This window comes from Herbiconiux sp. FW305-C-125 (genome assembly GCF_058783455.1).
In genome coordinates this window covers 833,359-847,401 of record NZ_JBYSYO010000001.1, presented here as the reverse complement: position 1 = coordinate 847,401, position 14,043 = coordinate 833,359, and the positions used below count along the sequence as shown (strand labels likewise).

General features: G+C 70.4%; 15 protein-coding genes. 6 read left to right on the top strand and 9 right to left on the bottom strand.

Annotation, left to right across the window (positions count from 1 at the left end; all coding sequences use genetic code 11):
* Positions 1-46: 46 nt before the first annotated feature.
* Both mshD and AC3WLB_RS04400 read right to left on the bottom strand, forming a co-directional pair.
* A complete protein-coding gene (gene mshD / locus AC3WLB_RS04405; protein WP_022897925.1) occupies positions 47-958 on the bottom strand; it encodes a mycothiol synthase in 912 nt (303 codons plus the stop codon).
* Positions 927-1,619 carry a response regulator transcription factor gene (locus AC3WLB_RS04400; RefSeq protein ID WP_492503635.1) on the bottom strand — a complete coding sequence of 231 codons (693 nt, stop codon included), beginning with the start codon at positions 1,617-1,619 and terminating at the stop codon, positions 927-929. Before AC3WLB_RS04400 ends, mshD begins: the two co-directional genes overlap by 32 nt.
* A gap of 66 nt (positions 1,620-1,685) precedes the next feature.
* Between AC3WLB_RS04400 and AC3WLB_RS04395 the strand changes: the two genes are divergently transcribed.
* The 4 genes from AC3WLB_RS04395 to AC3WLB_RS04380 all read left to right on the top strand — a co-directional run bounded on the left by AC3WLB_RS04395 (position 1,686) and on the right by AC3WLB_RS04380 (position 4,961).
* Positions 1,686-1,952, top strand: coding sequence for a hypothetical protein (locus AC3WLB_RS04395; RefSeq protein WP_492503633.1), 267 nt, complete (start codon positions 1,686-1,688; stop codon positions 1,950-1,952).
* A gap of 135 nt (positions 1,953-2,087) precedes the next feature.
* Positions 2,088-2,690: a nitrobindin family protein gene (locus tag AC3WLB_RS04390; protein ID WP_492503631.1), complete on the top strand. Its 603-nt coding sequence runs from the start codon at positions 2,088-2,090 to the stop codon at positions 2,688-2,690.
* 5 nt (positions 2,691-2,695) lie between these two features.
* A complete protein-coding gene (ygfZ, locus tag AC3WLB_RS04385) occupies positions 2,696-3,838 on the top strand; it encodes a CAF17-like 4Fe-4S cluster assembly/insertion protein YgfZ (protein WP_492503629.1) in 1,143 nt (380 codons plus the stop codon).
* 7 nt (positions 3,839-3,845) lie between these two features.
* A complete protein-coding gene (locus tag AC3WLB_RS04380; RefSeq protein WP_492503626.1) occupies positions 3,846-4,961 on the top strand; it encodes an FUSC family protein in 1,116 nt (371 codons plus the stop codon).
* Here the strand turns inward: AC3WLB_RS04380 and AC3WLB_RS04375 are convergent.
* The 4 genes from AC3WLB_RS04375 to AC3WLB_RS04360 all read right to left on the bottom strand — a co-directional run bounded on the left by AC3WLB_RS04375 (position 4,951) and on the right by AC3WLB_RS04360 (position 9,407).
* Complete coding sequence (locus tag AC3WLB_RS04375) at positions 4,951-6,480, bottom strand: amidohydrolase family protein (RefSeq protein ID WP_492503624.1); 1,530 nt, start codon at positions 6,478-6,480, stop codon at positions 4,951-4,953. The genes AC3WLB_RS04380 and AC3WLB_RS04375 overlap by 11 nt on opposite strands.
* A gap of 33 nt (positions 6,481-6,513) precedes the next feature.
* Positions 6,514-7,470, bottom strand: coding sequence for a nucleoside hydrolase (locus AC3WLB_RS04370; protein WP_022898040.1), 957 nt, complete (start codon positions 7,468-7,470; stop codon positions 6,514-6,516).
* Positions 7,467-8,564, bottom strand: coding sequence for a BMP family lipoprotein (locus tag AC3WLB_RS04365; protein ID WP_492503622.1), 1,098 nt, complete (start codon positions 8,562-8,564; stop codon positions 7,467-7,469). The genes AC3WLB_RS04370 and AC3WLB_RS04365 overlap by 4 nt, the downstream gene beginning before the upstream one ends.
* Positions 8,565-8,636: 72 nt before the next feature.
* Complete coding sequence (locus AC3WLB_RS04360) at positions 8,637-9,407, bottom strand: VOC family protein (RefSeq protein WP_492503620.1); 771 nt, start codon at positions 9,405-9,407, stop codon at positions 8,637-8,639.
* 395 nt (positions 9,408-9,802) lie between these two features.
* Here AC3WLB_RS04360 and AC3WLB_RS04355 point away from each other — a divergent pair, with 395 nt between their 5' ends.
* Positions 9,803-10,231 carry a hypothetical protein gene (locus AC3WLB_RS04355; RefSeq protein WP_492503618.1) on the top strand — a complete coding sequence of 143 codons (429 nt, stop codon included), beginning with the start codon at positions 9,803-9,805 and terminating at the stop codon, positions 10,229-10,231.
* 34 nt (positions 10,232-10,265) lie between these two features.
* On the opposite strand, the gene AC3WLB_RS04350 is transcribed toward AC3WLB_RS04355, so the two are convergent.
* Both AC3WLB_RS04350 and AC3WLB_RS04345 read right to left on the bottom strand, forming a co-directional pair.
* Positions 10,266-11,459 (bottom strand): LCP family protein, encoded by a 1,194-nt coding sequence (locus AC3WLB_RS04350; RefSeq protein WP_492503616.1) that lies wholly within the window; start codon positions 11,457-11,459, stop codon positions 10,266-10,268.
* Between the two features lie 78 nt (positions 11,460-11,537).
* Positions 11,538-12,362 (bottom strand): class I SAM-dependent methyltransferase, encoded by an 825-nt coding sequence (locus AC3WLB_RS04345; RefSeq protein WP_492503614.1) that lies wholly within the window; start codon positions 12,360-12,362, stop codon positions 11,538-11,540.
* A 19-nt stretch (positions 12,363-12,381) separates the two neighbouring features.
* Between AC3WLB_RS04345 and AC3WLB_RS04340 the strand changes: the two genes are divergently transcribed.
* A complete protein-coding gene (locus tag AC3WLB_RS04340) occupies positions 12,382-13,137 on the top strand; it encodes a phosphoglyceromutase (protein ID WP_492503612.1) in 756 nt (251 codons plus the stop codon).
* A 111-nt stretch (positions 13,138-13,248) separates the two neighbouring features.
* Here AC3WLB_RS04340 and phoU read toward each other — a convergent pair whose 3' ends face one another.
* Positions 13,249-13,908, bottom strand: a complete 660-nt coding sequence (gene phoU / locus AC3WLB_RS04335) for a phosphate signaling complex protein PhoU (RefSeq protein ID WP_022895984.1) — start codon at positions 13,906-13,908, stop codon at positions 13,249-13,251.
* Positions 13,909-14,043 lie beyond the last annotated feature (135 nt).

The window sequence follows — 14,043 nt, the reverse complement described above, 5'->3', positions numbered from 1 at the left end:
CCCTCGTCTCCGGTGCGACCTCGACTCCGGTGCGATCGAGGATACCTCAGCGCCGCTGGGGCCGCAGCGGCAGCCGCTGCTCGTACTGCACGTCGACGGTGTGGTCGGTGAAGCCGAGCGAGCGGTAGAGCGCGACCGCCCGGGTGTTGTCGGCGTCGACGAAGAGCGCCGCCTGCACGCAACCGCGCTCGGCGAGCCGCGCCAGGCCCCGGTTCATCAGGAACCGGCCGAGCCCCTGCCCCGCGGTCGATTCGTCCACCCCGATCACGTAGATCTCGCCCACCCGGTCGTCGCCGGGCTCGACCTTCAGCCAGTTGTAACCCACCAGCCGGCCGGTCGTGTCGCGCAGCAGCAGGAAGTCGTCGGGTTCGAACCACGACTCCGAGCGGCGGAAGCTCAGGTCTTCCGCGGTGAGGCCGCCCTGCTCCGGATGCTCGGCGAACACCCGCGCGTTCAGCTCCACCCACTCGTCGATGTCGCGCCCGCCGCGGAAGGTCGAGAGCTCGAAGCCGTCCGGCACCGGGGCGATGTCGAGGGCGGCGGGCAGTTCACGCCGCAGTTGCAGCAGCCGGCGCACCGCATCGAAGCGGTGCGTCGCGGCCAGGCGCCGTGCCGCCGGGTGGTCGCCGTGCGCCCAGGCGCGCAACGGCTCGTCGTCCGGCCCCGGCCGGCCCTGGTTCGCCAGCAGGATCTCGAGCAGCTGCCGCCCGAGCCCCTCCTCGCGCCATTCCGGGTCGATCACGAACTCGAGCTCGCCCTGCCCCACGATGGCGGCGCCCACGATCGTGCCGCCGCGCTCGGCGACGAGCAGCGAGCGCGCGCCCTTGCCCGCATCCACCAGCGCCTGGTCGTTGAACGGCTGCTGGCCGTCGACGAGGGCTGCGCGTGCCACGAGCCGGAGGAAGGGTTCGCGCGCCTCGTCGGGGCTACTGACCGAGAGGGTGAGCGAGTCGCTCATTGTCGTCCTCGAAGAAGTTGAAGCGGTACCCCACGTTCCGCACGGTACCGATCAACGACTCGAGGTCGCCGAGCTTGGCGCGCAGCCGCCGCACGTGCACGTCGACGGTGCGGGTGCCGCCGAAGTAGTCGTAGCCCCACACCTCGCTGAGCAACTGCTCGCGGGTGAACACGCGCGAGGGATGCATGGCGAAGAAGCGCAGCAGCTCGAACTCCTTGAAGGTGAGGTCGAGCGGGCGGCCGTGCACGCGGGCCGAGTAGCTCGCCTCGTCGATGACCACCCCGGATGCCTGGATCTTCGACGTCGACTGGTCTTGCACCTGCCGGCCGATGGCGAGCCGGATGCGCGTGTCGACCTCCGCCGGACCCGCCGACTCGAGCACCACATCCGCTGCACCCCACTCCGCGCTCACGGCGGTGAGGCCGCCCTCGGTGAGCACCAGCACCACCGGCACGCCGATGCCGGTGCTGGAGAGGATCTTGCAGAGCGAGCGCGCCGATGCGAGGTCGTGCCGGGCGTCGACGAAGATGAGATCGCTGTTGGGCGTGTTGACGAGCTGCGAGGCTTCGGCCGGGATCTGCCGCGTGCGGTGGCTGAGCAGGGAGAGCGCCGGGAGCACCTCCACGTCGACCGCAGAGGTCAGGATCAACAACTGCGCCACGTAAGATCCTCCAGAGAACGCCGTCGGTACATACTATCGGGCAGAATGACGGGTATGAGTCTGCTCATGAGAAGCGTAGTCCCGGTGTGGATCCTCACGGTTCTCGCCGTCGTGGCGGTGGGGCTGTTCATCGCGCCCGGGCAGTTCCTCGTGTTCATGCCGGTGGTGCTGGGGCTCGCGGTACTCGTGACCTTCGGCAGCCAGCTCCTCGTGCGCGAACGCAAGGGCTTCGTGAACCGGGTGTCGGCAAGCCTCGCGGGAGCGGTCGTCATCCTTGCCCTCGCCACCGTCGTGCTCGGTCCCTTGGCCTTCGCCGCGGGCGCTAAGCTGTGAGCATGTCCTACGTCGCGCTGGAACTCCTGTTCATCGGGCTGCTCGGGCTCGCGAGCCTCGCAATCGCCTGGACGGCAGGGGTCGTCATCTACAAGCTCTTCCGCGGTCAGCGCTGAGCCGCGCCCGGGTGCAGTCGTGATCGAGATCCCGACCGGTCTCCCCGCCGAGCTGGTGCCGCTGTCGTGGCTCATCGGCGTGTGGGAGGGCACCGGCGTCATCGACTATGCCGTGGGTGAGGAGCGGGTCTCCCAGGAGTTCGGGCAGCGCATCAGCTTCAGCCACGACGGGCTGCCGTTCCTCAACTACAGCTCGTACACCTGGCTCATCGGGGGCGACGCCGAGAGGCAGCCGCTCACCTCCGAGACCGGCTACTGGCGGCTGGCGCGCCTGCACATCGAGGGCGATGTGGGCCCGGGCATGCTGCCGGGCGTCGGCCCCAGGCCGTTCAACACCGCGCAGTCGGTCGAGACGCTCCGCAACTCGGCGGAGGGCTTCGACATCGAGGTGTCGATCGTGCATCCGACGGGCGTCAGCGAGCTCTACCTGGGCCAGGTGAAGGGCCCGCGCATCGACCTCGCCACCGACGCCGTGGTGCGCACGCAGTCGGCCAAGGAGTACGCGGCCGCCACCCGCATCTACGGACTGGTCGACAACCACCTGCTCTGGGCGTGGGACATCGCGGCCCTCGGCCAAGACCTCCGTACGCACGCCTCGGCCCGGCTCGCGAAGGCGGATTGAGCGCCGTGCCGGCCTCACCCTTCCTCGAGCTGCCCGGAGCGGTCGCCGCGGCCGCCCCCGATGAGGGCGTGGCGGCGCACTACGGCAACCCGATCGCCGAGCAGCGGATGCTCGGGGCCGCCGGTGCGGTGGTCGACCTGTCGCACCGCGGCGTCATCTCCGTCACCGGCCCCGACCGCCTGAGCTGGCTCGACTCGGTGACGAGTCAGAGCATCCGCGACCTCGCTCCCGGCGCCTCCGCCGAGACGCTGCTGCTCAGCGCCAACGGCCGCATCGAGCACGCCATCCGTGTGCTCGACGACGGCGAGACCGCCTGGCTGCTCGTCGACGCGGAGGAGACCGCGCCCCTCGAGCAGTGGCTGCAGCGCATGCGGTTCATGCTGCGCGTGGAGATCGCCGATCGCAGCGCCGAGTTCGCGACGGTCGGCTGGCTGGCCGACGGGCCCGACGGGGCGGCGCCGGGGGCGCTGGCCGAGCGGGCGGGCGTGGGGAACGGGCATCCGCTCATCTGGCGCGACCCGTGGCCCGAGGTGGTGGCCGGCGGCGTGCAGTACGCGCTGGTCGACGAGCACCCCGGTGCCGAATGGTGGTGGCGCGAGACGCTGGTGCCGCGCGCCGAGCTGCCCGCGCTGGCCGATGCCGTGCGCGCCGGTGAGCTCGCGGTGGCGGGCCTCCTGGCGGCCGAGGCGTTGCGCATCGCCGCGTGGCGGCCGCGTCTGTCGACCGAGGTCGACGAGCGCTCCATCCCGCACGAGCTCGACTGGATGCGGTCGGCCGTGCACCTGAACAAGGGTTGCTACCGCGGGCAGGAGACGGTGGCGAAGGTGCACAACCTCGGGCATCCGCCGCGCCGGCTGGTGCTGCTGAACCTCGACGGCTCGGACGCCGTGCTGCCGGCGTCGGGCGACGAGGTGGTGGTCACCGGCGGCGATGAGGCCGTGGGGCAGGTCACCTCGGTCGCCGTGCACCACGAGTGGGGCCCGATCGCGCTCGCCGTGGTGAAACGTCAGCTGGCGGCGACCGAGGTGCTGGTGCGCACCGCCGACGGCGATGTGGTCGCCGCGGTGGAGGAGATCGTGTCGCCCGAGGCCGGCGCGACCGTCGGCCGCGTGCCGCGCCTGCCCCGGCTCGGCGCCCGCACGCGCTGAACCGCCCGTGACCGACGGCACCGCGCCCGACGGGCAGCCGCCCTCGCGCCTCCGGCGCGGAGAGGACATCGCGCGCGGCGGAGTCGAACGAACCGTCACGAGCTTTCCCGCCATCCTGCAGCTCGTGGTGGCGGTGACCGTCGCGTACGCGCTGGCGCACTACCTGCTCGGGCACGAATACCCGATCGCCGCGGTCACCGTCGCCCTGTCGAGTCTCGGACTCGTGCTCGACGCCCGGCCGCGCCGCGTGATCGAGACCGCCATCGCGATGACGATCGGCATCGCGGTGAGCGAGGTCATCCTGCTCACGCTCGGGCAGGGGGTGTGGCAGTTCGCGCTCACCATGCTCGCGGTGCTCGCCGTGACCCGGGCGCTCTCGCCGCTGCCCGGCATCCCGATCGTGGCCGCGGTGCAGGCCGCGCTGGTCGCGCTCATGCCCGTCCCGCCGGGCGGACCGTTCACCCGCACCGCCGACGCGGTGGTGGGCGGGTTGATCGCGCTCGCCTGCACGGCGCTCATCCCGCGCGATCCGCGCCGGGCGGCGCGGCGCGAGGCGCTCAAGTTCTTCGGCGCCTTCACCGCGCTGACCGCGTCGCTCGTGACCGTGCTGCGGCTCGGCGATCAGCACACCGCCGAGGTGGTGCTGGGGCGCGCCCGGCAGACCCAGGGGCTCGTGGAGCAGTGGCGGGCCTCGGTCGACTCGGCGGTCGCCATCGCCCGCATCTCGCCGTTCCTGCGCCGGCGGCGGGCCGAGCTCGCCGAGCTGCAGGTGATGCAGGCGAACATGGATCACGCGGCCAGGAATCTGCGCGTGGTGGTGCGCCGCGTCAGCGTGCTGCCCGGCGGCCGCCCCCGGCCGGCGATCGCGCAGGTCATCGAAGGGGTGCAGAGCGCGGCGTCGTTGCTGGCGCAGAGCATCGACCGGCCCGAGCTCCGGCCGGTCGTGCGGCAGAGCCTCGTGCTCATCGCCATCACGCTCGACCCGCGCACCCTGGTTCCGGACGAGCCGGTCTCGGAGGCGGCGCTCGTGGTCTCCATCCGGCCCTTGGTGTCCGACCTGCTGCTGGCGAGCGGGATGAGCGTCGACGACGCCCACGCCGCCTTCCCCGACATCAGCCGCTGACGCCGGTGCCCGTCACTCCGGCCGCACGCAGGTACGCCGCGCGCACGGCCGGCTCGAGCGACTGCTGCAGCTCCTGCCAGGTCTCTCGGTGGCCGGCCAGGTACGTCCCGGCCGCACGACGGAACTCCGCCAGCAGCGCATCCTGGTCGATCAGGGTGCACCGTCCGTTCTCGACCACCAGTCGCCCGTCGACCCACACCTGGTGGATCGACTCGCCGTTCTCGGCCAGCACGAGCTGCGTCGCCGGATCCGTCAGCGGGGTGAACGCGGTGCCGGCGGTGAGATCGAACACCACGAGGTCGGCGGCGAACCCGGGGGCGATGCACCCCGTGCGCTCGCCCCACCCCGCGGCGTGCGCCCCGTTGACGGTGGCGGCGGTGATCACCTCGCCCGGCTGCGGCCAGCTGCGGTAGTCCGGGTCGCTGAGGGTGTGCACGAGGGCTGCCGTCTTCATCACCTCGAGCAGGCGCAGCGAGTCGTTGCTCGAGGCGCCGTCGGTGCCGAGCGCCACCCGCACGCCGGCGTCGTGCAGGGCCCGCCAGCGCAGCAGCCCCGAGCCGAGCCGCAGGTTCGACAGCGGGTTGTGCACGACGGATGCGCCGGCCGCCGCCAGCAGCGCGATGTCGTCATCCGTCAACCAGACGCCGTGCGCCGCGGTGAGCGCCGGGCCCACGGTGTCGAGCACGCCGAGATCGTCGAGGTGCTGCACGATGGTGCGGTCGTCGTAGCGGGTGCGCGCGAGCGTCTCCTGCAGCCGCGTCTCGAGCAGGTGGGTGTGCAGGATCTCGTCGTGCTCGGCCGCTTCCCGCGCGCAGCGCACGAAGAAGTCGTCGGTGAGCCGCTGCGGCGCGCTCGGCGACAGCGCGAACCGCAGCCGCGGATGACCCCGCACGAGGGCGCGCGCCTCGTCGGCGAAGGCGAAGTAGCGCTCCTGCAGCCCGGCGGTGTCGGCCATGGCTGCGCGGCTCGCCTCGAGCACCTCGGCGGGTAACACCTCCTCGGCGAAGGCGAGGCGGTCGACCATCGGCACGTCGACCGTGGTCGCTGCGCAGGTCGCCCGCAGTCCGGCGTCGTCGTAGGCGGCGAAGACGGCCCGGATGCTCGCGACCGTCTGCTCGGGCAGCTCGCCGGTGTCGTCGAGCACGGTCGTCACCCCGCCGCGCAGCGACTCGATCGCCGCGACCATCGTGCGGAGGTACACCAGGCGCTCCGGCAGGGGATCGACGTTCGCGGGCGGGTAGCTCAGCAGCGTCCAGATCTCCAGCGGCAGGGGAGCGCTGCTGCCGCGCTGGAGCACCTCCCAGGAGTGGGTGTGCGCGTTCACCAGCCCGGGAGTGATGAGGAGGTCGGTCGCGTCGATCACGGTGACCTCCGCATCCGCTTCGGGTACCGGGATGCCGCCCGCCGCCGTGAGGGCCACGATGTCTGCCCCGTCGATCAGCACGTCGCCCCGGAAGGGCACGGTCCCGTGTTCGTCGTCGGCCGCGATGACGAGCGCGTTCTGCCACAGGATGCTCACGACCTCGATCCTCCCAGGATGCCCGGCACGGCGTCAGCGCAGCCGCGCGATGCGGGCGGTGAGCTCGTCGTAGAAGGGCTCGGCGTCGACGTCGCGGGCGTAGAACAGGGTGCGGGGCAGGTCGGTGATCTGCCAGTAGTCGGCGACGAGCATCCCCATCGTCAGTTCGCTGCCGGTCTCCACCCGGGCGTTGATGAACCGGCCGTGGAAGAGCTCGGGCCGCAGCAGGTAGAGCGGCACCACCGGCCCGTGCAGGGGTGCGCCGTCCCAGCCGTACTTCTCGAGATCGAAGGTCTCGGAGAAGGTCAGCAGCTGGTCGACGGCTCGCCCGCACTCGTTGCCGAGCGCCGAGAAGGCGTCGAGCCGGGCGCGGGTGTTGCGCAGCTGGTGCGTGACGTCGAGCGGCAGCATGACGATCGGCACCCCCGACCCGAGCACGATCGCGGCGGCGTGGGGGTCGACGTAGATGTTGAACTCCGCCGCCGGGGTGATGTTGCCGACCTCGAAGTAGGCTCCGGCCATCATCACGATCTCCGCGATGTGGTCGGCGATGTCGGGCGCCTCGGTGAGGGCGACCGCCAGCGTCGTCATGCTCGAGAACTGGGCGATGGTGACCGAGCGCTCGGGGGCCGCGCGGAGCATCCGGATGATGGCCGCGACCCCCGATTCCTCCTCGGGGCGCCCGACGACGGGCGGGAAGTCGTAGCCGTCGAGGCCCGTCTCGCCGTGCACGTGGGCCGCCGTCACGAGCGGCCGCAGCAGGGGCTGCGGCACGCCCGTGAAGACGGGAACGCCGGTGACGCCCGCGAGCTCCAGCACCTTGAACACGTTCGCCACGGTGTTCTCGAGCGTGGTGTTCCCCGCGCTCGCGACGATGCCGAGCACCCGGAAGTCCTCGGGTGAGGCGAAGATCGTCAGCAGGGCCACCGCCTGCTCCTGGCCGGGGTCGGTGATGCAGATGAGGTCGCGCACGGGCGTCACCGGGCTCACGGGGCGGAGGGGGTGTCGATGACGATGTCGCCCGCGATGATGCCGGCCTGGATGTCGTCGAGCTCGCCCTGGAGGCTCGGCGCCACCTTCGACTCGAAGTCGTGGAACGGGCTCATCAGCACGCCGCCGTTCTCGAGCGTGCCCACGTACGGCTCGGTCGAGAACTCGCCCGCCGCCGAGGACTGGATGACCTCGGAGATCGACTTCGGCATGTCACGGGCGATCGAGGTGAACCAGATGTCGTCGTACTCGGGGTCGCTGAGGTACATGTCGGTGTCGACGCCCACCAGCGCCACCGGCTTCGACGATTCGCGGATGGCCTGCGCCGCGCCCTGGTAGATCGGCCCGCCGACCGGCACGATCACATCGGCACCCTGGTCGAGGATGCCCTGCGACAGCACCTTCGCGGCGTTGATGTCGCTGAAGTTGCCGGTGAACTGGCCCTCCTGGCTGTCGGGGTTCCAGCCGATCACCTGTACGTCGGTGCCCTTCTGCTTGTTGTGGTACTCGACACCCCGGGCGAAGCCGTCCATGTAGAGGGTGACCGGCGGGATCTGCGCTCCGCCGTAGGTGCCCACCTTGCCGGTGGTGGTGTAGTCGGCGGCCGCGTAACCCACGAGGAAGCCGGCCTGCGAGGTGTCCCACACCACGCCCTTCACGTTGTCGGCGGCGACCGTGGCGTCGTCGACCATGATGAAGTGCACGTCGGGGTTGGCCGCTGCGGCCTCTTCGGTGGCGGCGGCCAGCAGGTAGCCCATCGTCACGATGGTGGTGCAGCCCTGGTCGACGAGGCTCTGGATGTTCGGGGCGTAGTCGCTCTCCGTCTCCGACTGCACGTCGATGTGATCCGTGCCGAGCGCCTTGGCGGCGAGGGTGACGCCCTCGAGTCCGAGCTGGTTGAACGACTGGTCGTCGAAGCCGCCCTGGTCGCTGACGATGCAGGGCAGGAAGTCCCCGGCGGCGCCGGCCGGCGCGGAGCCGGAGGAGGCGGCGTCGCTCGGCGCGGAGGCGCAGCCGGCGAGTGCCAGCGCCCCGACGGCGGTGAGGGCGGCGGCGACGCAGAGCCGCCGGGCGAGGGTGGGGGAGGTTGTCATGATGCTCCTAGTGGTCGGGTGGTGCGAATGGGGTGGTGCAGGGGAGGGATGGAACTGGTCGATGCGGCGCGCTCAGCGAGGCGTCTCAACCCAGGCGTAGATCTCCCAGATGTAGCCGTCGGGGTCGACGAAGTAGGCCGAGCGGGTGCCCCACTCGTAGACCGCGGGCGGCCCCGAACTGACGAGTCCGCGGGCGACGAGGTCGGCCCAGAGCTCGTCGACCTGCTCGCCCGTGTCGAGCTCGACGGCCAGCATGAGGTGCCCGCCGTTGCGCGTGAACGAGGCGAACTCGCCGGGCGTCAGCTGGTCGTGACCCGTGCCGGCCACGTCGAGGACGGTGATGGCCACGTCGCCGGCCTCGAAGCGCATCCGGCCACCGCCCGGCGTGGCCACGAAGCCCAGCCGTTCGAGGAAGTCGAAGGTGCGCACCGGGTCGGAGACGGCGAGCTCGATCTCGGCGATGCGCGTGCGCCCGCTGGAACCGGCCCGGAGCACCGTGACGAAGCCGTCCGGGTCGGTCACGGCGTACCGCACGGCGCCGTCGGGCATCGGGGCGACGAGCCGCACCGAGGCCGGGATGCGCGCGGCGGCGGCCTCCACCTCTGCGCGCCCCGGCAACTCGAGCGTCACCCGGAACGGGAGTCCCGGTGCCTCCGGGTACCCCGCGCCGACGGTCTCCGCGATGCTCGGCCGCAGCCACATGGCCAGCCGCGGGCCGCTGTCGAAGGCGAAGTCGGCGAACCGCACGTTGCGCATCCGACGTTCGAGGCCGACGCCGAGACGATAGAAGTCGTCGCTGGCGGTGACGTCGGAGTTGACGATGCAGATGTCATCGAGTCTCATGGATCTCTTTCGGGGTCGGCGCCGCGAGCGGGCTCGAAAGACCGCTCAGGGCGCGCGGATGCGTGAGGACGCCCGGGCGCGCGGGAACGGCGGCGGGGCGGAGCGCAGGCTCACGGCAGGAGGATCAGGTGCCCGGTGGGCAGACTCCTCCCGCGGAGCGGGGCGCGGTCACGAGTTGAAAGAGAAGACAGAGGTGTTGTGGTGGCCGCTCTGGCGGCGCAGGCAGAACCATTGGCAGAAGCCTTCTGATTCGTGCGACATCCTCATGCCACCGACGGTACGGGAGCCGTGTGACGACCGTGTTTCGTGACCGGGTCGAAATGGTTTCGATCCGTCACGACGACAATCCGGGGTGCGCGCACACGGAGCCCTTCGGTTTCGGTACCGTTAGCACCATGAAGATGCGCACCTCGGCCCTGATCGCCCTGCCCGTTCTGGCCGCCTCGCTGCTGTTGGCCGGCTGCACCGTCACCGGGCCCACCGAGAACTTCTCCGGCTTGCCCGACGAGGAGCACATCACCCAGGAGGCGGGCAGCGCCGACGACGGCCTGCAGGCGTTCTGGATCGAGGAGGGCGACCAGCTCGCCATCAGCATCTCGGGCAGCTCGACCTGCCCGGTCGTCGGGTCGCACATCAGCGTCGTCGAGCCCAAGAACGAGGGCAACACGGTCGCCATCACGACCGTCCCCATCCCGGGCGACAAGATCTGCACGATGGACTTCGTGCCGCACACCTCGGTGTTCTGGACCCCGTCGAAGGTCACCCCCGCTCAGCCGCTGACCATCCAGGTCGACGGCAAGGAGATCGTCCTCCCCGTCAAGTAGCCGGCGCTCGCGCACACACACACGCTCACGCGCTTCACCCGGGGAAGGCGCTGGCGCACGTGTGCTGGGTAGCCGTCTGGCCGGTCAAGCCATCGACCACTTCGGGCGCCGCCGTGCTCAGTTCCGGTTGAGGCTCACCGGGCTCCGGGCGCAACTCTTCGGATCCGGCTTCCGGCGAGGTCGTCCCTGGCGAGTCGGTGGCCAGGCCGAACGGCCGATCGTCGAGAATGTGCGCGAAGAGGTCATCCGCAACGTCGTACAGGGGCTGGACTTTGTTCGCATCCTCGACATACGTCGTGACGGGGTACTGGACGAAGACCACTCTGTCCAGATCGACGTCTTTCAGGGTCATCGCCAGGGAGACAAGAGTGTCGAGGCCCTTGAGCGAGGTCGACGGCGTGATGTTGTGCGACGCGGCTTGAGCAAGCTGATAGAGCTTGCCGGGATCGCCGAGAGTGCTGTCGGCCCGGATCTTCCGCAGCAGCGACGCCAGGTACTGCTGCTGCGAGCCGATTCGCGACAGGTCGCTGCCGTTGCCGACCCCGTGCCGATTGCGTAGGAACGCCAGCGCGCTCTGCCCGGACACCGTGCTCACCCCCGCGGGAATGTCGACGCCCGAATCGGCGTCCATGATCGGGTCATTCGCACAGACCTCGACCCCGCCCACTGCGTCACTCAGCGCGATGACGCCGTTGAACGAGGTGGCCGCTGCATAGTGGATGGGCACACCGGTGAGATCGGTGATCGTGGCGGCGACGCACGCCAGGCCGCCGCGCGAATAGGCGACATAGAGCGGTTGCGCACTCATGGGGCCGAACGATTCCCCCGTGCTCGGATCGGTGCAAGTGGGGTGAGGGATGACGAGATCCCGTGGAAAGCTGATGACGACAGCGTTCTGATGGTCAGCCGACACGTGCAGCATGATGGTCACGTCGTTACGCACACCATCGCGCTCGCCGAAGTCGTCGCCCTGATCCGCATCGTTGTCGGTGCCGACGATGAGCATCGTGAACCCGCCCTCGAAGGCGCCCAGGTACGGTGGCGGAGGCGCAGGAGCGGTGCTGCCGATGTCGACGGCGGACGCATCGAGCGTCGATGAGACGCTGTAGATCGCATACGCACCGATGCCGGTCATGCTGACGATGGCCACCGTCCCGACGACCAGAGCAGCGCGCACGATGGCCGCCAGCGAGGATGGTGATTTCAGACGCCCATGTCGAAACTGCATTCACGACTACCCAACGATAACGAGGAAACCTCGCTATCGTAGCCCGTGCTGGAGATTCCGGCGACGGCTCGGGCCGCGTCAGGGCCAGCGGTAGCCGTTCGGGGCCACCTCGGGCCAGGGGAGGGTGAGCTCGCCGAGGCGCAGGCGCTTGCGCGGGGTGCGCACGCCCCAGCCGGCGGCGGCGAGGGCGTCCGCGGTCGCGATCCAGCGCTGCACCGGGCCGTAGGTGCCGAGACCGGCGTTGTGCTGCCAGAACCGGTCGAGGTCGGTGAGCAGACGGTGCACCGGCTCGCCCGGCACGTTGCGGTGGATGAGCACCTTCGGCAGCCGCTCCGCCACGATCGACGGATGCTCGAGCTCAGCCAGCCGCAACGACACCGTGAAGGTCTCCGGCCCCTGGTGTCCCACCGTCACCCAGCTGCTCACGCGACCGAGTTCGTTGCAGGTGCCCTCCACCAGCAGACCCTCCGGCTGGAGGCGCGAGACCATCAGTCGCCAGGCATCCGCCACCGCCGACTCGTCGTACTGCCGCAGCACGTTGAACGCGCGGATGACCGCCGCCAGCCGGCCGCCGGGCAACGGCACCTCGAAACCGCCCAGCGCGAAGTCGACCCGGGCGTCGGCCGCGAACCCGGTGCGGCCGTCGCGCACGTCCTTCAGCTGCCGCACGGCTGTGGCCACGCGCTCGGGCGCGATCTCGAGACCGCGCACGTGCACGTCCGGCCGCACCCGGGCCAGGCGGGCCTGCAGCTCGAACGCGGTGACGCCGCTGGCGCCGTAGCCGAGGTCGACGACGAGCGGATCGGCCGTGCGGCGCAGCACACCCAGGGTCGTGATGAAGCGGTCGACGCGGCGCAGGCGATTGGTGTTCGTGGTTCCCCGCGTGACGGCCCCGATCGGCATGCCCCAATAGTATTGAGCCATGCCTACTGAGCCTTACACCCTCATCCTGCTGCGCCACGGCAACAGCGAGTGGAACCAGAAGAACCTGTTCACCGGTTGGGTCGACGTGCCGCTCTCCGAGGTCGGTGTCGGCGAGGCCAAGCGGGCCGGCGAGCTGCTGGCGTCATCGGGTCTGCTGCCCGATGTGCTGTACACCTCGCGCCTCAGCCGCGCCATCCAGACCGCCAACCTCGCCCTCGAGGTGGCCGACCGCTCGTGGATCGACGTGAAGCGCTCCTGGCGCCTCAACGAGCGCCACTACGGCGCCCTGCAAGGCAAGGACAAGGCGCAGACCCTGGCCGAGTACGGGCCCGAGCAGTTCCAGATCTGGCGCCGCTCGTTCGACGTGCCGCCGCCCCCCATCGACGACGACGACCCCTACTCGCAGGTCGGCGACCCGCGCTACGCCGACCTCGGCGACGACGTGCCGCGCACCGAGTGCCTGAAAGACGTGATCGAGCGGATGCTGCCCTACTGGGAGTCCGACATCACCGGCGACCTCGCACTCGGCAAGACCGTCCTCGTCACCGCGCACGGCAACTCGCTGCGGGCGCTCGTGAAGCACCTCGACGGCATCTCGGACGACGACATCGCCGAGCTCAACATCCCCACGGGCATCCCGCTCGTCTACAAGCTCGACGCGTCGTTCGCGCCCGTCGGCCCGGGCGAGTACCTCGACCCCGAGGCGGCAGCCGCCGGCGCGGCAGCGGTAGCAGCCCAAGGGCTGCGTAAGTAGCGCGCCTCCGCGCGCGCGACGAGCCGAGGCAGCGATTCGCCCGGCCGCCCTCACGACGAAGCCCCGGCACCTCGCAAGAGGTCCGGGGCTTCGGTCGTGAACGGGAGGTGGCTACGCGTTCGTGCTGGTGGGCGACCACTCGCCGGTGGCGAGGTACTGCACCTTCTTCGCGATGGAGACGGCGTGGTCGGCGAAGCGCTCGTGGTAACGGCTGGCGAGCGTGACGTCGACGGTGTCGACCGCCTCACCCTTCCAGTGCGAGCCGAGCACGGCGTCGAACACGCTGACGTGCAACTCGTCGATGCGGTCGTCGTCGTTGCGCATCTCGTCGGCGAGGGCGAGGTCTTCGGTCTGCAGCAGCACCGTGAGCTTCTTCGCGATCTCCACGTCGAGCCGGCCCATCTCGGCGAACGTCTGACGCAGGCTCTTCTTCACCACCTTGTCGGGGTAGCGGTACCGCGCGAGCTGGGCGATGTGCTCGGCGATGTCACCCATCCGCTCGAGCGACGAACTCACCCGCAGGGCGGTGACGACGATGCGCAGGTCGCGGGCGACCGGCTGCTGCAGGGCGAGGATGCTGATCGCCAGTTCGTCGAGGCTCGACGCGAGCGCGTCGATCTTCGTGTCCTCCGCGATCACCGTCTCGGCCAGGGTGACGTTCGACTCGTTGAACGCCTCGGTGGCGTTCGTGATGGCCACGGTGACGAGTTCGGAGATCTCGACGAGACGCTCCTGAACCTCGCGCAGTTCTTGCTGGAATACCTCACGCATGCGTGCAGGGTCCTTTCTTCGGTGATGCCATCCTCCTGGGGCCAGGTTAACGCCGAGTGCCCGGCAGTTGAACAGTCCAGGAAGCAACGGCGCCGCCGCGGGATACCGGGCGTCGAGCCCAGATGGACTCACTAG